We start from the raw sequence: 18370 nt of genomic DNA on the forward strand, positions 1-18370 counted from the left end.
GACGGCGAGGAAAAGGAAAGATACGATGACGGCAATCAAGGACAGGGTCAGAAGCTTTATCGTCGACAACTTCCTGTTCGGCGACACCTCCTACAAACTGTCGGATTCAGCCTCGCTGATCGAGAACGACATTATCGACTCGACTGCGGTGCTTGAGCTGGTGGCCTTCATCGAGGACAATTTCGGCATCGCGATGGTGGATGCCGACATCGTTCCGGCCAACCTGGACTCGCTTGACCGCATCTCGTCCTTCATCGAGGCGAGAGCACAAACGCTGGCAGCGTAAGCGCCAACGGCGAGGAACGTCCAGTGCGGATCGAGCATTTTCTGATGGCGAAGGCTGCTGCCCACCCGGCCAAGACGGCATTGGTCACTAGGGGCAAAAGGCTGAGCTACGAAGAACTCGACGACCTTTCGAGCCGGCTGGCCACCGCTCTCTTCATGAATGGGATCAGGCGCGACGACCGCGTTCTGATCTTCATGGACAATTGCTGGGAGGCCGCCGTATCGATCTTTGCCGCACTCAAGGCAGGTGCGACCTTCAGTCCGATCAACCCCTCCACAAAGGCCGACAAGCTCGGTTACGTCATCGCCGATTGCGACGCCAGGGCGGTCCTGACGCAGGCGAAGCTGATGCCCGTGGTCACCGAAGCCTGCGCATCGCAAGGCAAGCCCGGCATCTTCGTGGCTTCCACCCCTGGGGCCGATGGGCAATGCCCGGCAGGGGCCGCGTCCCTGACTGACTGCCTGACGTTCGATGGCGCGGAGGTAAACCATCGCGGCATCGACGTCGACCTTGCGATGCTGATCTACACGTCAGGTTCGACCGGCCGGCCCAAGGGTGTGATGATGACGCATCGCAATTGCGACGCTGCCGCGGGGTCGATCGCCACCTATCTGCGCAACGCGCCGGACGACATCATCCTGAACGTCCTCCCGCTTGCCTTCGACTATGGCCTCTACCAGTTGCTGATGGCAGTCAGGCTCGGGGCCACGCTGGTGCTCGAGAAGTCCTTCGCCTTCCCGCACGAGATCTTCGAACGCGTCCGCAAAGAGGGCGTCACCGGCCTTCCGCTGGTGCCTACCATGGCGGCGATGATCCTGCAGATGCGTGATCTGGCGCCGGGTTTCCTGCCCAGCCTCCGCTATATTTCCAACACCGCGGCCGCCTTGCCGCCAGCCCACATAGAACGCCTGCGCTCGCTGCTGCCCGGCGTCCGGATCTATTCGATGTATGGACTGACCGAATGCAAGCGCTGCACCTATTTGCCACCCGAGGAACTTGACCGCCGGCCAGGGTCGGTCGGCATAGCCATCCCCAACACGGAAGCCTTTGTCGTCGACGACCTTGGACAACGCATGCCGGCGGGCGTGGCGGGTGAGCTCGTCATCCGCGGTCCGCACGTCATGCAGGGCTATTGGCGCAACCAGGCCGCGACGGAACGAGCGCTCCGGCCGGGGCCTAACCCTTGGGAAAAGGTGCTCTATACGGGCGACCTGTTCCAGACCGACGAGGACGGCTTTCTCTATTTTGTCGGGCGTAAGGACGACATCATCAAGACGCGTGGCGAGAAGGTCGCCCCCAAGGAAGTCGAGGCCGTGCTCCACGCCCATCCAGGTATCGCGGAAGCGGTGGTCGTCGGCGTGCCGGATCCGGTGCTGGGGCATGCGATCGGCGCGCTCGTCGTGCGGTCCGACCCGGCGCTTGGCGGAAAGGACATCATTCGTCACTGCGCGCGCCACCTGGAGGATTTCATGGTCCCCAAAATCATAGAGTTCCGGAGCGAATTACCGAAGACTGAGTCGGGCAAGGTCAGCCGCCGGCTCGCGGCTGAGATGATGGAGGCCGAGCAATGAACATCGGCTCAACCCAGGATGCGCCGGCCTTCACGCAAGCCCTGGCCATCGATCCCCCCGCCGAAACGGACAGGATCGTGGCGGCCCTGCGCGAGCAGTTGCGCGGCATTCGCAAGCGCGGCCTCGTGCTCGGTCTTTCGGGCGGTATAGATTCCAGCGTTTCGGCTGCATTGGCCGCGCGGGCCGTCGGCCACCAGAATGTGCTGTGCGTCCTCATGCCGGAAAGCGATTCCGACCCCGAAAGCCTGCGGCTCGGCCATCTGGTCGCCGACACTTTCGGCGTCGAGGCCGTTGTGGAGGATATCGGGCCGACCCTGCGGGCAATGGGCTGCTATGAACGCCGCGACGCCTTCATCCGCGAATTGGTCCCGGACTATGGCAAGGGCTGGGCCTCGAAGATCGTGATCGCGAACGTGCTCGAAGGCGAGGGCTACAACATCTCGTCGCTGGTGGTGCAGGACCCGCAAGGCAAGCAGACGAAACTGCGGATGCCGGTGGCAGTCTATCTCGGCATCGTTGCCGCCACCAACATGAAGCAGCGCACCCGCAAGCAGCTCGAATATTATCATGCCGACCGGCTGAACTTCGCCGTGCTCGGCACACCGAACCGGCTGGAATACGACCAGGGGTTCTTCGTCAAGAACGGCGACGGCGCCGCCGACGTCAAGCCGATCGCGCATCTCTACAAGACGCAGGTCTATGCGCTAGCCGCCTATCTCGGCATTCCGGAAGAGGTCCGCAACCGGCCGCCGACCACCGACACCTACTCGCTGGCGCAGACGCAGGAAGAATTCTACTTCTCCCTGCCTTACGATCGGATGGATCTGTGTCTCTACGGCCTCAACAACGGCGTGTCCGCCGAGGTGGTAGGGCAAGCGGCGGGATTGGCCGCCTCACAGATCGAACGTGTCTGGGCCGACATCGCCGCCAAGCGAAAGGCGACGCGCTATCTGCACCTGCGCCCGCAGCTCGTTGGCGGCGTGGACGAAGTCGGCTCCTGACCTGATGCATTATGCCATTCCGGACGGAAAACCGCGCACCCTTTCCTGGAATTGCTCTAGGCGGAACGCTTCAGGTGAAGCGGCCGCCGATCAACTGGCTCCACTGCTCGCCCGCAAGCCCGTTCAGAAAGACCTGCGCGTTCTTCATGGCATCGAGAAGCTCGGGATCGCGTGAATGCACGACGGTCGAGGCGACCGGTATGAAGGCTATGCGTCTTACAAGCATGGCGTCCAGAAGCGCGGGCTGGACGCGGCCGCGCAAGCCGGAGACACCGCGCCGGGCGGCATGCTCGACCAGGCAATCGATCACCGGCCCGGCCTGGCCGGGAAGAGCGAGGACCTGCAGCACGCGGCCGATCCCGTCCGGTCGAGCGTAGTAGGCGAAAGCGCCGACATTGGCGCCGTTCGGCGATGCCACCGACACGCAGACAAGCTCTCCGAAATCCGGCTTTTGCGCCGCATCGCCCAGAATATGGTCGAGCTGACCTTCCGCCCACTGCGGACGTAGCGGAAACTGGGCGCAAAGCGGCTCCAGCAGCCCCGCAAAGCTGCCGCTGTCGATCTCGGAGGTCCGAAATGCCCCCCGGCTCGATGCGTTGGCGACGACGCCGGTCCAGCGTCGTTGACCGCCCTCCATTTTGCGAAGGTAGAGCCGGTCGACCATCCGGGCGAGCGGGTTCAACATCCAGGCAAGCTTCATGTGACTGGCAAAAAGGCTGAGCACGAAGGTCGCCGGCCGCATCACGCGAACCCAGTCAAGGCTGTATTGCGGCAGCACAACGCCGCGAAGCCGCGTCCACAGTTTCACGGACGTATCATTGGCGGTTTCGCTGAAGGAGATGTCCTGCGGACCATCGAGGAAGGCCTTCAACAGGCGGGCACCGGCCATCGGATCGGTCTCGTGATCCTCGACCATCAGCGAGCTGCAGATGGCAGCGTAGAGCTGCCGGCCGTTGAATTTCATCGGCAGCGCATGAACGCCGACGAAGCCGGAAACCTGGCCGGCGTCATTGACATGGACAAGCGAACGGAGCCCGCTGCCCCAGTCGGGTGCGTCCAGATAAAACCGCCTCATGTAATCGACGAGGGAGGCCGGCGCTGGCCCCCGCTTCTTGCGCAGCATGCGTTGAAACATGCCCGCGACGGCCGCAAGGTCGGCCTGATCGAGGGCGCGGACGACGCTCACGCCGGGCTCCCTGTTCCGGGAACCCGGCCACCATGTTTGCGCGCCATGGCGACACGGGGCTGGCCGTCGGCCGTCACGGCAAAGGTTGGGGTTTCGTAGGATTTCGTTCTCGATAAAAGGGTTGCTATCTGCCGATCCTGACCTTCGCCGAACTCAAACAGCAGCCATCCGCCTGGCTTGAGGAAAGCTGCGGCATCCCGGACCAGCCTTTGGAGGATCGAAATACCGTAAGGGCCGCCGTCGAAAGCTTCCCGAGGTTCGTTCTCCAACAGATGCGCGCTTTCGCTATCGAGACGGGATGAGGAAATATAGGGCGGGTTGCACAAAACCATGTCGGCAGCGCCGTGGAGGCCGTCACCCTCGATCGCGGCAAATAGGTCGCCTTGCCGGACCTTGATCCTGTCCTGCAGGGCGAGGCGCACAACATTGCGGCGGGCAAGCGAAACCGTGCTGTCGGTCAGGTCCGCCGCCCATGCCCGAGCCCGAGGACATTCGCTGACGATGCCCACGGCAAGATTGCCGCTGCCGCAGCACATGTCGATCAGGATCGTTTCGTGCGCCTGTTCGCCAAGAATGGCCGCGGCCGTCCGGCCAAGCAGTTCCGTTTGGGCTCGCGGCACCAGGACGTCAGGCGCGAGTTCCAGCTCAACCCGCATGAAGCGGTGCAATCGCGGCCAATTGCGATCGTTTGCACGGCCGGCAGGAAGGCTGTGATGCTGCGGCAAGGAAAATCCCTATCCTGAGGATAAAACGCGGGTTCCCTGTTGTTACCAACTCCGGGTAAATTGATGTTAAAGATCATGATTGGATTGGGAGTAACCGGCCTATGTTGGCGGCGTCCTGTCCCATCAATGGCGCATTCCTATGCTGCCGCAAGCCGATCCATGCGCTAATTCAGAGCAACGCCTCGTACCGGTCTCCGATCTTTTCAATTTCGAAATCCGCCGCCCTGCTTTTCAGGATCGCGGCGGTTGTCGGCTGGTCGAGCATTCCGGCCATCGCCACTGCCAGAGCCCCGGCATCGCCGACCGGCACCAGGGCGCCGACGCGGCCGTCATCAAGTATTTCGCGCGGGCCGTGCGGCGCGTCCGTGGAGACCACCGGAATCCCCGCTGCCATGGCCTCGACCAGAACATTGCCGAAGCCCTCGCTGGTCGATGATAGGACGAACAAGTCAGCTACGGCGTAGCAGGCCGCCAGATCATTGACATAGCCCGCAAACAGAACGTCTGCGCCGATACCGGATTCTTCGGCATAGGCGCGCAGCTCGTCGGCCAGCGGACCCTCGCCGAAGATGACAAGCCGAGCCCGGCGGCCGGCGCGCAGCACAGCGAAGGCCCGCAGCAACGTCCAATGATCCTTAACCGGCACCAGGCGTCCGGCGGTGATGATGACGGGGCCGTCGCCCAGCGCCGCGAGCTCTGCCTGCCAGGCGTAGGAGCGTTGCTGGGATGCCGCAACCGGCGGCAGCGGGTTGTTGATGACCACGACCTTGGATTTCGGGAAGCCTCGGGCCACAAGATCGCCGCCGACACCCTCAGAAACCGCGATGGCCCTGGTGGCGCGGGCCGCAACCAGGGCCGAAAGCCAGACCGCCATTTTCGCGCCAAGGCTGCCGGAAGGCAGTGAGGCGGCGGCGTGGAAACTCGGGAAGAACCGCGCCCTGCTTCGCGCGAGGGAAAGCGCCAGCGCCACGACCAGATTGGCGAATTCCGGGGCGCTGTAGATCGCGTCGGGAGAAAGGCGGCCAAGCAGGCCCGCGCTTCGCACGATGCCTTTCAGTGTCGCCCACTTGCCATAACCCTCGCCGCGAATGAGGAGGCCGAAATCGACCAGATCCACGGCAGGCGAAAGCAGGGCGGCATTGGGCCCCTGCGCGTTCCAGGTAAAAAGCGTGACGTTGTGGCCGCGCGATGCCAGTTCATTCGCCATCAGGACGAATACACGCTCGGCGCCACCGCCCCTGAGGCTGGCAATGTGAAAGACAATCCGCTTCGCCATTTCAGGCGCGGCTGGCAATGACGTCCGGGCGGTTCGGCGGAAGACGCATGTCGCGCACGATACCCAGGGTAATGGCGAGCAACATGCCAAGGATCATGCCGCCAATTGCCCCCAGGCCGATCATCACGACGGTGCGCGGGGGCCATGAACGGCCCTTTGGCGGCACTGCGGTTGAAATCACCTGCACATTGGTGCTGTCGATCTGTTCGCGCTCGGTTATCTGGCGTGCCCGCGACAGGAAGCTCTCATAGATAGCCGTCTTCGACGCGGCGTCACGTTCAAGTTCACGCAAGGCAACCTCGGAATCGCTATCCGAGAACACGTTGCCCTTCAAGTCATTCATCTTGGCATTGAGGGAGGCCGACGAGGTTTTGGCGGCATCGAGATTGACCTTCGCCAGGCGCAGGGTGCGCGCGTATTCGGCGCTGAGTTGCGCGCTGACCGTGTTGTACTCCGTCTTCAGCCTGACGATCGACGGATGACGGGGGCCAAAGGTCATCGACTGCGAATCGATCTGCTGGCGCAGGCCGTTGGCCGTTGCGCGCAGCGCCACAAGCGCCTCCGACGTGGCGGGACCGGAATTGGTGCCGTTTGCGCCGGCGGCAAGCAGGGCGTCGTAACTTGCCTGCGCGGCGATGACGCGCGATTGCGTCTCCACGATCTGGCCGTTGAGCTGGGTCATGGTTTGCGAGGAAACAAGCTGCCCATTGCTGGTGGCCAGATTGTGGCTGCGCCTATAGGCCTCGACCTTCTCTTCGGCCGCCTGCACATCGCTCTTGAGCTGGCCCAGCCGCCCGTCCAGCGCGGCCGCGGCACGGCTGGCGCCGGAAGCCTCGGCGCTGGCCAGCTCTTCCTGGAAAGTCTTGACGATATCCTGCGAAATCAGGATCGCCTTAGCGGGGGTTTCCGCCGATACCATCAAGGTCGTGACAAACGACTTTTCATCCGCGATGCTGCTAACCCGTTCCGCCAGGTTCTTCAGGGCGGTAAGCTTTGGATCGGGTTTGGCGCCGTCCGTCCCTGTGCGGCTTCGGTCCGCGTCGAAGAACTCAGGGTCGCTGGCCAGGTCAAGATCGTCTACAACACGTGAAAGCACGCTGCCCGAGGTCAAGATGCGCTCTTTGCTGCGCGCGCTGAGCAGCTGTCCATCGACCTGGGCCGATTGCGGGTAAAGATCGTTCGGAACAACCTGAAGATTGGCGGGATTGATGAGGATGTCCGTGGTCACGGTGTAGCGCTGCTTGCTCAGCAGAGCGTAGGCACCGCCGATGATCCCGCCGGCGATTGCCAGCAGGCATACCAGAGCAAGGCCGGCGCGCAGCCAGACAAACAGACGCCCGAAATCGAGTTCGAGAAAGGTTCCGATCTTGTTGAGCGTCACCGTCGTGACGGGCTCGGCTACAGGCGGCGCCACGGGTGCAGGCGACACAGGGGCCGACGTTACAGGGGCCGACGTTACAGCGGGTGCCGCCGCATGTGCCATGATCGGCGCGGTTTGTTGCGGCTTTGGCCTGCTGGCGCGCCGCGCATTTTCGATCCGTTCATAGGGGCTAATGCCGGCGGCGGCCGCGGTTGGAGGAGGACCGGAAGCGGCGGACATCATGCTAACCCTTTAATATTCAATACGCACAGCCTGCTTTACGGAAACATCGTTAACATTTCATTTTCCAGGCGTGTCAGGCGCGTTCTGGAACAGCGATCTATCCACCCTTGGTCGGTATTCTGCCACGCCCGTCGTAGCCTGGCAAAGCGTGCAGGCGTTTCAAATGGAAAAGCAAGAGGTCGTCGCGAGGGCACCCACAAGGAGCGGGCTTTGGCGTCATGTCGCTGTTGATGCTGGTTGGCCTTGAAGGGGCGTGCCGGTTTGGCGCCCATCCGGCTTTCGATAAGCGAGCAACAAGATGACGAGCAGCATGATATCCGGCGCCTTCGAAGAGAGGGCATTGTTTGACAATGCCGCGAGAATGGACGCGGCCGCTGCGATATGGGCGGCCCGAGGCGTATTGCGCAGGAGCTTGAAAAGGAACCGGAAGAAAGCAAACGCGAAGAGCAGGGCGATCGGCAGGCCAAACAAAAGCGTAAGAACGACCGGCGTGCTTTCGATGAAGGGGAGGTTGAGCTTTTCGTTGACGATCTTCAACAACTCGTTGGGATTCATGCCAAGCAGGATGTCCCTCCATTCAACGAACTTGAATACATCGTAGATCTTGACGCGCGCGTCGTAATTTTGATCAAAGAGCGTATTGCTGAAGCGGTTCAGCAGCCCCGCCGAAAAGAGTATCGCAATCAGTATGGCGCCACCGGCCAGCGTCAGCATCAGCACCAGGAGTTTGGCCTGGCGTTGATGTCTGGGTGACAAGTCCGGCCAAGGCAGGAACACGAGCAGGAACAGGATCTCGCCGCAAGCGAGCAGCAGGGCGGTGCGCGCGCCCGAAGCGGCCGTGCCGATGAAGAGAAGGAAGATGCAAAGCGCGCACACCCAGATACGCCACCGCGTCAATGCAACGAAACCTATGGCGGTGGTGCAAAGCGCGCCCAGCGCCAGCGGATGGGCCGACAGTCCGATCGGCCGAAAGTCCAGCTCAACGAGGGGATAGGGCAGGAATCGATGCTGGGTGACGGCCTCGATCGTTCCGATGATGGCGCTGAGGACAATCATGCCGACGATGACATTGCCAAGCGCCCTGCGCACATGGTCACCCAGGGCAAGCATGATCATCGCCGCGGCACAAGAGACCAGATAGGAATCGATTATGAAGCCGGCCGAGCCGGCACGGCCTATCACGAAGAGATAAGGCACCAGCCACAACAGCAGCAGCGAATATAACAATGTCGCCTTGAACAGCCTGACTTCATCGCCTTCGAGCCGAATTGGCCGGGTCGTGGCGATGACGACAAGCAGCAGAAAGATGGCATAGGTCCCGATATGCAGCTTTTCGGGAAACGACCCCCCCTCCGTCGAATAGGACATCACCATATTCATCAATTGCGGAGAGATGGTCGAGCGGAGCAGGAAAGCGAAGGCCGCGAGGAGAAAGAACAGGAGTGTGAGGGCGTCTTGGCGGCTGGCCTGCGCGGTCACGAACTGTTGCTCTGTGGGGGTGACACTCACGATTATCCGACCAGCGTTGCGGCTTGCGATTGAGATGGCAGGTGACGAACGCGCCCCCGGGTACATTTTCCTGCACGAACGTAAAGGAATATGGATAACCCGATCTTAACAGTGGCGATGCCCGGCATGGGCCGCCACATGTCAGCTTTGCCGAAAAGCCGGACACCGCTCATTGAAATCTCACCAAAGTGCGCCGCGTGGGAACGAATGCACGCAATGCACTTGCGCGACGTGCATCGGCAGCCGGATTTACGCTATTTCGTGAACTCGGTAACCCACACTTAATTGGCCGGTCGTATTGATGGCGATGCTTTGCACGGCGCCCGACGCGCTGCCTGTGGACGGCACAATGGCATCAGGCGCCGGCAAAGCGCAGGAGATCAAGGTGAAGAAATTCTATTCGATTCAGTATCTTCGCGCCTGCGCCGCCTTGCTGGTTCTGTTCGCACACGCCTTTTCCTATCAGATTGGCGTGGACAATCTGATTATTGTGACGGCGGGCCGCCTGGGCGTCGTTCTGTTCTTTGTCATCAGCGGTTTCATAATGGTCCATATTACGGGAGATGGTCCGTTTTCCGCTGCCACCTTCCTGAAACGCCGAGCAATCCGGATCATCCCCCTTTACTGGCTTTTCACCAGCCTCGCCGCGGTTCTGGCGGCGCTCGCGCCAAGTCTCTTCCAGAAGACCGTCTTTACATGGCCCCACTATCTTCAGTCGCTCCTCTTCATTGTTCACGAAGCGCCTGGACGGGATAGCGCCAGTCCAATCCTCTCACTCGGCTGGACGCTCAATTACGAGGTATTTTTCTATATCGCTTTTGCGGTGTTCGCATTCCTGTCCGTGACCTCGCGCGTATTTGTGCTGACGGTCTTTTTCATTGCGATGTGGATAGCCGGGCTGTGGCTGGCTCCCACCAACCCTGTTATCCAGTTCTATCTCAACCCTTCTCCGGTGGCATTCGTAATCGGCATGTGGATAGGGCGGCGCTATTTGGACGGTGATTTCACTTCCGACATACGCCATGCCTGGATATTCGGCGTAATGACCGCTGCAGGCGTGGTGCTTTCATTCGTCGATGACGGTACGCCGCTCTTCGGTCAGATCAGCTTCGCGGGACAAGCAATGTGGGCGGCGGGCCTGCTTCATCTCAGCCTCATTCTGGAGCCGAAACTCAAGCACTGGAGCCTTCTCGAGCAGTTGGGCGACGCTTCCTACGCGCTTTATCTGTCGCATATCTTCGTGATCGGCGCTGTGGCGTACCTGGCCAGACGCACCGTCGGATACGAGCATCCGACAACGGTATTGTTGGTGTCGGTGGTCAGCATCGTGGCAGCCTGCCTCGTCAGTCTGGTGATTTACGAGACGATCGAGAAGCCGATTCTTCAGACCCTGAACGGCAGAAGGAAGACGAGAAACACACCGCTTCCTCATATTGCCACGGAGAACAAATAAGCAGGCCACGCAACGGGACGCTCACGGCTTTCAGCGCTTCAGTCAGCCCGCGCTGTCCACGACCTCGACATTGCCGGCGCGGTTAAGCGTATGAATGCCCGTGCGTGCCCATGCCGGACCCGCGCCGATCGGCCGGGGCGAGGCAAAACGGACATCGGACGCGTCGAGTCGCTCAAGCCGCATCAGCCCCAGACCACCGCCATAGGCCCTCGATCCGTTCTGCACCGGCAGCACCAGGGCATCGTCGTGGCGGATAAAGGCGCCGCCCGGCCGGGTGGCCGAATGATCGACGGCAATGGGATTGAGCGGATGGGCGACCCATGGCCCGCGCAGCGAGGGTGCGCAATAGACCGCCATCGTGTCCGACGCGCTGCCGTAGCCGAACCGCTCCGTTCCAACCAGCCAGAAGCGACCGTCGGATTCGAGCAGCGTCGCGTCGTTGAAATCCCTGTCCGCCATCAGCACGGTGTCGCGGACCCAGCGGTCGGGAAACTGCGCGGCGCGATAGAGCACAAGTTCGCGAGCCGAACCACTTTCGGGGATCATGAAAATCTCGCCATCGTGTGCGAACACCTGCGGATACGACAGGTGGTGCGCTTCCTCCAATACAACCCTTGGAACACCGAAAGTGCCATCGTCACCGAGCTCGGCGACGGAAATCACGCCGCGACTCGTCGCGTAGGGGAATTCCTCGACAAACAGATGATGGCGGCGGTCGGCCTCGAAGACGAACGGGTCGGCATAGAAGCGTTGGCCATCGTCCGGCAGGACTGTGAACGGTTTGCCGTCGAGTTGCCCGGTTTCGGCGATGCCTGGTCCGTCGATCACCCGATAGGCAACCTGCCAATAGAAGGGGCGTCGTCCCCGCCTGATTTTTTGCACGGCGCGATCGATCAAAGCCCTGCCAAAAAAGGGCACATAGTGTCGAACAAAACTGTCGTTCTTCAGGATCGGCACCGGGTTGTCGCTTACCGGCACAAGCTTGCCCGCAAAGAAGCGGGCGACGGTTTGCATGATCAGCGACATGGCGCCGGCGAGCAGGTCGTTGCAGCTTCGAGATAGCCAGAGCCTGTCTGCCAGCATCGGTCTAGCCTGGGCCACGACAACGCCATCGAGGCGAGCGCCAAGTTCAGGCAATTGTCCGCTCGCCAACATTGCGGCAACGCCGGCTGGAAAGCTGTTGCGACCGCAAAATTCGAGCCTCAGGACTGGCGCGTCTTGCCCCGTTGCGCTGGCAGTGAGATCTATGACGAGGTCCGGAGGGCCGCGATCGATGGGCGGCAACGGCTCGGACCGGCCCGCCAGCGAGGGACCGAAACGCCGGCTCTCGATCGCCAAGACAGTGTCCAGCCCCCGCGCGGTTGGCGCCGCCGCCGGCGCGTTGCAACTCGAGACCACGTAACCTGCCGCATCCAACCGCTTAAAAAGCTCATTTTCCCAGCGCCGGGATGCGACGGCGTGGCCGATGATTAAAATATTAGTCAACCCAAGTTATTCTCGTTAAAGCAAAAAATGGCTTTGCTCTGGTATCTTTCCCCACAGTTCCTGGCAAGGGTTGCCCAAGGGGGGCTGCGGACTCTAGCGTTAATCATACGTTAATTTTTTTGAATACGAAGGCGGTTCAGGGCGCTATTGTTAGGCTGAAAGCACATGTCAGCCGGGCGCCCACGCTTTCGGTGACCAGGGTCAACCATGAACGCCGTTTCACATCCGAACTTGCCCTCAAGGCGAAAACTGCTGATCGTGTTCGGCACGAGGCCGGAGGCGCTCAAATGTTTTCCGGTGGCGCGGGCCGCGCTCGCCCATCCAGGCTTCACCACGGAAATATGTGTGACGGGCCAGCATCGCGAGATGGTCAATCAGGTCATTGAACTGACGGGCCTGCCGGTGCACTACGACCTCAACATCATGCAGCCAGGTCAGACGTTGTTCGACGTGACCTCGCGCGTGCTCCTCGGAATGGCGGGGGTGCTGGAGAAGGCGAAGCCGGACATCGTCGTCGTCCAGGGCGACACAACCACCGCGATGACCGCGGCTCTAGCTGCCTTCTACAAGCGGATTCCGGTTGCCCACATCGAGGCGGGATTACGCAGCCACAACATCAACTCTCCCTTTCCGGAGGAACTGAACCGCAAGATTGCCGGCAACATCGCCACCTGGCATTTTGCGCCGACCACCGAGGCGCGCGACAATCTCATCGCCGAAGGAAAGGCTGCGAACACCATCTTCGTAACCGGCAATACCGTGATCGACACGCTGCTGCATTTCTCCAGCGAGATCGATGCCGACAAGCTGATGAACGCCAAGCTCGCCGCTCGTTTCCCCTTCATCGATCCGACCAAGAAAATGATACTCGTCACCGGTCATCGCCGTGAGAATTTCGATGGCGGCATCCAGAGAATCTGCACCGCGCTGAAGGCATTGTCGGCGCGCAGGGATGTGCAGATCATCTACCCGGTCCATCCCAACCCGAATGTGCGCTCCGTGGTCGAGGCCGAAATCGGGACGGTGCCGAACATCCACCTGATCGACCCGCAGGACTATTTGCCGTTCCTGTACCTGCAGAAACAGAGCTACCTGGTGTTGACCGACAGCGGCGGCGTGCAGGAAGAGGCGCCTTCACTCGGCAAGCCGGTGCTGGTGATGCGGGAAAACACGGAGCGACCCGAAGGGATCGCCGCTGGTACTGCCCGGCTGGTCGGCACCGATATCGAAAAAATTCTGGCCAATGCCAATAGCCTGCTCGATGATGAGAGCGTCTATCGCGGCATGGCGGAGAGGCACAATCCATACGGCAATGGCCAAGCTGCGAGCCGGATCGTTGAGGAATTGCTGAATCATGGCTGAAATCAAAACCGTTTCCGTTATCGGCATGGGCTATATCGGCCTGCCGACCTGTGCCATTTTTGCCAGCCGCGGACTCGATGTCATCGGTGTCGATATCAACGAGGCGGTGGTCGCGAAGGTCAACCGCGGCGAAATCCACATCATCGAACCGGACCTGGATGGTTTGATCCAGAAAGTCGTCGCCAATGGCAAGCTCAAGGCATTCAGTACGCCTCAGCCGGCCGATGCCTATATTATCGCCGTTCCAACTCCGATCACCCCGGACCGCAAGCCGGATGTCAGCTACGTGCTTGCGGCAGCGCGAAGCATCGCTCCGGTGCTAAAACGGGACGACCTGGTGGTGCTGGAATCAACATCGCCGGTCGGTACGACGCGTGTCATGACAGCGCTGCTCGCTGAACTGCGACCCGATCTCAAATTTCCCGTCGCACATGGCGAGGAAGCTGACGTCCTGGTCGCCTACTCTCCTGAGCGCGTGCTGCCGGGAAAGGTGCTGACCGAACTGATCAACAATGATCGCTCGATCGGCGGGCTGTCCCGAAAGTCTTCGGAGCGGACAGCGGCACTCTATTCAAGCTTCGTCGCCGGCGACCTGTTCATAACCCAGGCCGAAAGCGCGGAACTGGTTAAGCTGACCGAAAATGCGTTCCGCGATGTCAATATCGCCTTCGCCAATGAGCTTGCGGCGGTGTGCCAGGATCTGTCGCTCAACGTCTGGGAGGTAATCGATCTCGCCAACCGGCATCCTCGCGTGAACATCCTGCAGCCGAGCCCGGGCGTGGGCGGCCACTGCATTGCGATCGATCCGTATTTTATCATCGACGCCGCACCGAACAATACGCGGCTGATCAGTTCGGCACGGCGCATCAATTCCGAGCGACCCTTGTCGGTGGTCAGGGACATCGAGGCATTGCTCGACCCGACCCGCAAGCAGACGATCGCCTGTCTTGGCCTCAGCTTCAAACCCAATATCGACGATATGCGCGAGAGCCCGGCTGTCGAGGTTGTTAAGCTTCTGTCCAAGATTCCCAATATCAAGATCGTCGCTGCCGAGCCCAATGCGCGTCAGTTGCCACACGAGCTCGAGGGCAGCGGCGTCATGTTCACCGATGCACTTTCCGCTATTGACCAATCCGATATCGTCGTCCTGCTGGTCGACCATCGACAATTCAATCTGATCGATCCCGAAGCGCTCAAGGACAAGAAGCTCGTCGACACACGGGGCCTGTGGACCTGGCGCAAGGCGCGCAAGCCCGACGCCCGCATCGAAGGCAAGAAATCCGAAATGGAACGCTCGCAGTCTCTCGCTCGCACCGGAGAAGCGGCATGAACTCGCATGACCCGGCATGGGCGCAACACTCCCTATTGGCATCACGCCGCCGCGAGTTTCTCGGTGCGACCATCCATGCGCTGACCATGGCCGAGACGCTGGCCATCGCAGACGAGGCGATGGCGACGCGGCGACCGCTTCATCATGTTGTCGTGAACGTCGCCAAGCTTGTGAACATGCGCAAGAATGCCGAACTGCGCGAGGATGTCGTCGGGGCGGATATGGTCAATGTCGACGGCAAAGGCGTGCTTTGGGGCGCGCGGCTCTGCGGCGTCGAGTTGCCGGAGCGTGTGACCGGCGTCGACGTCATGATCAACCTGCTTGCGCTGTGCGCCAAGCGTGGCTATCGCCCCTACCTTTTGGGCGCTGAACAGCACATTCTCGACGCAGTTGAAAGCCGACTTGCCAGAGATCATCCGAGCCTGGCCATTGCCGGCCGGCGCAATGGGTATTTCAAGGCGGAGGAAGAGGCCGCGATCGTCGAGGCCATCAACGCTTCAGGTGCCGACTGCCTGTTTGTGGCGATGCCGACGCCGAGCAAGGAGCGCTTTCTCAAGCGCTATCGCGACGTACTCGCTCCGAGTTTCGTCATGGGCGTGGGCGGCAGCTTCGACGTCTATGGTGGAAAGGTCGCCCGGGCACCGAAACTGGTTCAGGCGGCCGGCCTGGAGTGGCTGTTCCGCGTGGCGCAGGAGCCGCGACGCTTGTGGCGCCGCTACTACGATACCAACACCGCCTATGCACTGCTGCTGTGGCGTGAGTTCTGGTCTCGCCGGGGACGCCGAAACGTCAATCCGTAAGCTCGCGACTTTCAGACAAGCATGCCTCATAGCGCGGGATTTATGCGATCCGGAGCCGTGCCCTTAGCTTGCCGATGAAATGCGTCACGGCCGCGGGGTGAAACAACCAGGTCAGTCCCAGGAAAGCCGCAGCGCCGGCGACGCCGCCCGCCGCGAGCGGAAAGATCGCCGGCATATAGCCCAGCGCAGTGCTGGCGAGGCTGGCGGCCAATCCGGTGCAGATAGAAATTATGATTGAGACAGCGATGTCGCGCCAGGGCACCGGCACCGGCGTGAGCCTCTCGGCGATGACGATGCAGGCTGCAAGACCTGCCAGCGATCCGCCCGCCAACGCCAACGCCGCGCCAACCTCCGCCATGGTGGGAATCAACAGAAAAGACAGTGAAATCGTTGCCACCGAGCCGAAGGAATTGGCGATGATCAGCAACCACGGCCGCTTATGTGCGTGCACCACGACGCCATAAACGAAGCTTGTGAGATTGGCACAAAGAACGCTGAAGGCGATGATCGGAAACAGCAGACCGAAGCGACCATGATATTCCGCGGGCAGCAGGAGTCGCGTGATGTCGCCGCTGAGCGCGATAAGCGTTGCTGCGACCGGCAGGCAAAGGCGTATCATCAAGGCCATGAGTTGCGACAACAACCGCCCGGACGCCTCGGATCCCTCTTCGTCGAAGCGGCTGACCACTTCTGGAAATGCGCCCATGTTGATTGCGTTGGCGACCATATCGATCGGCTGCCGAGCCAATGCGTAGGCGGCTGCGAAGACAGCCACCGCGCCGGCATCGTAGTAGAGCTTGAGGAAGACGCGTTCAGCGCTGTTGAGACCGAAACCGACCAGCGCCATGATGACGAGGGGCACGCCGAGGGCAAAAAACTCCTTGTGGGTGAAGCGCGGCGGGCCGCCAATAACGCGCCCGGATGCCACCACGCACGCCACGATGCCGGCAATCAGCACGGCGAGGCTCGAGCCGAGCGATACCGTCAGAAACGAGCGTTGGAAGATAAGGATGGCGGCGATCGGCAAGGCGAGTTGCAGCAGGCCGCGCAGATATTCAAGCATTGAATAGAGGGAATGACGCTGCTGCATTTGCAGCACCGTCAACGCAAACCGGCTGATGGAGCCGGCAATCAGATAGCTGCAGACGGCGATTGCAAATTCGATCCAGCGCTCCGGCACGATCACCGCCGAGGCGATCACGGATATGATCAGGGCCAGCACCGTGGTGGCAAGCAATACCTGTCCGGCAAGCATCAGGCTGCCACGGCTGACGTCGCCTTTTCCACCAAGCCGCAGCAAGGCAATGCGCAGCCAGTTGGTAACGGCAACATCCGTCATTTCGCCCACGGTGACCACCAGGGTCAGCAGGCCATACTCGGTCTGGTCGATCAACCGCGTCATGACGACCAGCAGGAGCAGAGCGGAAACCCGCGTCAGCAGAATAGCGGGGCCATAGATGAGTGTGGAACGGAGCAGCAAAGGGTTGTCCCCGGAAAATTTGCCGTCGATTAACCGTTGACCGACGGGAATTCCAGCATGATGACGGCAAAGGGTGAACGGATACAGTTTGAACCAAAAGATTTGTCGTAAACCTTTTTTGGAACGTTTGCTTTAGGGTCACCCGGCATCCGCAATCCAAATGGTGTCATGTTGCAGCGTCTCGCCCACAATAGAAAAATACATGTCTTGGTCGCAACGCCCTCGGGCGTTTCGGGACAAGGCGGCATCGACCGGATCATGGGGGCGCTGAAGCAGGAGTTCGAACGGCAAGAGATCGCCGACATCGATCTGCGCTTTCTTTCCAGCCGTGGCCCGGGACATGTCGGGCTTTCGATCTTCTACATGCTTGGTTTTTGCGCGCGGATGCTTGCGGCCCGCCTCGACAGACGCGCCGACGTCATTCACATCAATATATCGGTCTCCGGCAGCACCTATCGCAAGATGATGATCGCCGCCTGCGCCAGGCTGTTGTCGATACCATATGTCCTTCATCTGCATGGGGCGCAGTATCAGACATTCTGGAAAGATGATCATAGTTTCATGAGCCGCCGTATCAGGGCTCTGTTCGAGCATGCCGGCCGGGTGATTGTCCTGGGGGGGCTTTGGCGCGATTTCGTCGCCAGCCGGGCACCGGCGAACGGCGGCAATATTGTCATCGTTCCCAACGCCACGGCAGTTCCTTCCCTGGCGCATGTCGGCGGAGGCGATCACGTGCACATCCTGTTCCTCGGCCGCATCGGCGAGCGAAAGGGCGTGCCGCAGTTGGGCGAGGCGCTGGAGCGGATGAAACATCTCAGGGGTTGGCGTGCCACGATCGCCGGCGATGGTGAGGTCGAGCCGGCACGAGCGAGGTCGGTCGCTCTAGGGATTGCCGACCGTATTGCTTTTCCGGGCTGGGTGGGACCTGACGAGGTCGCATCACTGATCGCTTCGGCCGATATTCTGGTGCTCCCCTCGTTCGCCGAAAATCTGCCAATGTCGGTGATCGAAGGCATGGCGGCCGGCCTGGCTGTCGTGGCCACCCCGGTTGGCGCGGTCGAGGACATCATCACCCACGAACAATCCGGTCTGTTGGTGCCGCCCGGCGATGTGGCGGCGTTGACCGAGGCGTTAACTCGGCTGGTCGAGGATACGGCGCTGCGCGCGCGGCTTGGCGCCGCCGCCATGGCGGTGCACCGGGAAAGGCTTGAGCTTGCACCGTTTGTCGACGCGATCTGCGATGTCTGGAGATCGGTCGCGTCCGAGGCGCGATCGGTCAAGCGCTGACGCTGTCCTTCATTGT

The 18370-nt window shown here is 61.1% G+C and carries 15 protein-coding genes; 8 read left to right on the forward strand and 7 right to left on the reverse strand.

All coding sequences use genetic code 11. The features are described from left to right. The first annotated feature begins 25 nt into the window (after positions 1-25). Genes NKH35_RS00270 through nadE form a run of 3 tightly spaced genes read left to right on the forward strand, consistent with a single transcriptional unit; the run spans position 26 to position 2858 of the window. On the forward strand, positions 26-286 hold the full coding sequence (locus tag NKH35_RS00270; RefSeq protein WP_023696872.1) for an acyl carrier protein: 261 nt from the start codon (positions 26-28) through the stop codon (positions 284-286). A 23-nt stretch (positions 287-309) separates the two neighbouring features. Continuing rightward, positions 310-1857: a class I adenylate-forming enzyme family protein gene (locus NKH35_RS00275; protein ID WP_352913058.1), complete on the forward strand. Its 1548-nt coding sequence runs from the start codon at positions 310-312 to the stop codon at positions 1855-1857. Next, positions 1854-2858 (forward strand): NAD(+) synthase, encoded by a 1005-nt coding sequence (gene nadE, locus NKH35_RS00280; RefSeq protein WP_352913060.1) that lies wholly within the window; start codon positions 1854-1856, stop codon positions 2856-2858. The genes NKH35_RS00275 and nadE overlap by 4 nt, the downstream gene beginning before the upstream one ends. A 70-nt stretch (positions 2859-2928) precedes the next feature. Here the strand turns inward: nadE and NKH35_RS00285 are convergent, their stop codons facing one another. The 5 genes from NKH35_RS00285 to NKH35_RS00305 all read right to left on the reverse strand — a co-directional run bounded on the left by NKH35_RS00285 (position 2929) and on the right by NKH35_RS00305 (position 9127). Then, positions 2929-4044 carry a hypothetical protein gene (locus NKH35_RS00285; RefSeq protein WP_023683445.1) on the reverse strand — a complete coding sequence of 372 codons (1116 nt, stop codon included), beginning with the start codon at positions 4042-4044 and terminating at the stop codon, positions 2929-2931. Then, the gene (locus tag NKH35_RS00290) at positions 4041-4769 is read right to left on the reverse strand and encodes a N5-glutamine methyltransferase family protein (RefSeq protein ID WP_502906968.1); all 729 of its coding nucleotides are present in this window, start codon (positions 4767-4769) and stop codon (positions 4041-4043) included. The genes NKH35_RS00285 and NKH35_RS00290 overlap by 4 nt, the downstream gene beginning before the upstream one ends. A gap of 169 nt (positions 4770-4938) precedes the next feature. Beyond that, entirely contained in the window at positions 4939-6045 is a 1107-nt protein-coding gene (locus tag NKH35_RS00295) for a glycosyltransferase (RefSeq protein ID WP_352913064.1), read from the reverse strand. Between the two features lies 1 nt (position 6046). Then, the gene (locus tag NKH35_RS00300) at positions 6047-7645 is read right to left on the reverse strand and encodes a GumC family protein (RefSeq protein WP_031202660.1); all 1599 of its coding nucleotides are present in this window, start codon (positions 7643-7645) and stop codon (positions 6047-6049) included. Between the two features lie 219 nt (positions 7646-7864). Next, positions 7865-9127 (reverse strand): VpsF family polysaccharide biosynthesis protein, encoded by a 1263-nt coding sequence (locus NKH35_RS00305; RefSeq protein WP_023725126.1) that lies wholly within the window; start codon positions 9125-9127, stop codon positions 7865-7867. A 379-nt stretch (positions 9128-9506) separates the two neighbouring features. Between NKH35_RS00305 and NKH35_RS00310 the strand changes: the two genes are divergently transcribed. Further along, positions 9507-10610 (forward strand): acyltransferase family protein, encoded by a 1104-nt coding sequence (locus NKH35_RS00310; protein ID WP_352913066.1) that lies wholly within the window; start codon positions 9507-9509, stop codon positions 10608-10610. Positions 10611-10652: 42 nt separating this feature from the next. Here NKH35_RS00310 and NKH35_RS00315 read toward each other — a convergent pair whose 3' ends face one another. Continuing rightward, entirely contained in the window at positions 10653-11636 is a 984-nt protein-coding gene (locus tag NKH35_RS00315) for a glucosamine inositolphosphorylceramide transferase family protein (RefSeq protein WP_245260781.1), read from the reverse strand. A 666-nt stretch (positions 11637-12302) separates the two neighbouring features. Between NKH35_RS00315 and wecB the strand changes: the two genes are divergently transcribed. From wecB to NKH35_RS00330, 3 genes are read left to right on the forward strand one after another with little or no spacing between them, the layout of a single operon-like run. Beyond that, positions 12303-13457, forward strand: coding sequence for a non-hydrolyzing UDP-N-acetylglucosamine 2-epimerase (gene wecB / locus NKH35_RS00320; protein ID WP_023686302.1), 1155 nt, complete (start codon positions 12303-12305; stop codon positions 13455-13457). Beyond that, complete coding sequence (gene wecC / locus NKH35_RS00325; protein WP_023686301.1) at positions 13450-14787, forward strand: UDP-N-acetyl-D-mannosamine dehydrogenase; 1338 nt, start codon at positions 13450-13452, stop codon at positions 14785-14787. The genes wecB and wecC overlap by 8 nt, the downstream gene beginning before the upstream one ends. Continuing rightward, positions 14784-15587, forward strand: coding sequence for a WecB/TagA/CpsF family glycosyltransferase (locus NKH35_RS00330; protein WP_023725122.1), 804 nt, complete (start codon positions 14784-14786; stop codon positions 15585-15587). Before wecC ends, NKH35_RS00330 begins: the two co-directional genes overlap by 4 nt. A gap of 40 nt (positions 15588-15627) precedes the next feature. Here NKH35_RS00330 and NKH35_RS00335 read toward each other — a convergent pair whose 3' ends face one another. Next, positions 15628-17067, reverse strand: a complete 1440-nt coding sequence (locus NKH35_RS00335; RefSeq protein WP_352913069.1) for a lipopolysaccharide biosynthesis protein — start codon at positions 17065-17067, stop codon at positions 15628-15630. A gap of 168 nt (positions 17068-17235) precedes the next feature. On the opposite strand from NKH35_RS00335, the gene NKH35_RS00340 reads away from it, so the two are divergent. After that, complete coding sequence (locus tag NKH35_RS00340; protein WP_023671802.1) at positions 17236-18354, forward strand: glycosyltransferase family 4 protein; 1119 nt, start codon at positions 17236-17238, stop codon at positions 18352-18354. Positions 18355-18370 lie beyond the last annotated feature (16 nt).

Source organism: Mesorhizobium sp. M1143, assembly GCF_040318435.1.
In the GTDB taxonomy this organism is placed as follows: domain Bacteria; phylum Pseudomonadota; class Alphaproteobacteria; order Rhizobiales; family Rhizobiaceae; genus Mesorhizobium.

What these genes read in the sequence shown, in the direction of transcription:
- NKH35_RS00270 (WP_023696872.1), top strand. Translation starts at nt 26, where the DNA reads ATGACGGCAATCAAGGACAGGGTCAGAAGCTTTATCGTCGACAACTTC.
- nadE (WP_352913060.1), top strand. Translation starts at nt 1,854, where the DNA reads ATGAACATCGGCTCAACCCAGGATGCGCCGGCCTTCACGCAAGCCCTG.
- NKH35_RS00295 (WP_352913064.1), bottom strand. Translation starts at nt 6,045, where the DNA reads ATGGCGAAGCGGATTGTCTTTCACATTGCCAGCCTCAGGGGCGGTGGC.
- NKH35_RS00300 (WP_031202660.1), bottom strand. Translation starts at nt 7,645, where the DNA reads ATGTCCGCCGCTTCCGGTCCTCCTCCAACCGCGGCCGCCGCCGGCATT.
- NKH35_RS00310 (WP_352913066.1), top strand. Translation starts at nt 9,507, where the DNA reads ATGGCATCAGGCGCCGGCAAAGCGCAGGAGATCAAGGTGAAGAAATTC.
- NKH35_RS00315 (WP_245260781.1), bottom strand. Translation starts at nt 11,636, where the DNA reads ATGTCGCTGATCATGCAAACCGTCGCCCGCTTCTTTGCGGGCAAGCTT.
- wecB (WP_023686302.1), top strand. Translation starts at nt 12,303, where the DNA reads ATGAACGCCGTTTCACATCCGAACTTGCCCTCAAGGCGAAAACTGCTG.
- wecC (WP_023686301.1), top strand. Translation starts at nt 13,450, where the DNA reads ATGGCTGAAATCAAAACCGTTTCCGTTATCGGCATGGGCTATATCGGC.
- NKH35_RS00330 (WP_023725122.1), top strand. Translation starts at nt 14,784, where the DNA reads ATGAACTCGCATGACCCGGCATGGGCGCAACACTCCCTATTGGCATCA.
- NKH35_RS00340 (WP_023671802.1), top strand. Translation starts at nt 17,236, where the DNA reads ATGTTGCAGCGTCTCGCCCACAATAGAAAAATACATGTCTTGGTCGCA.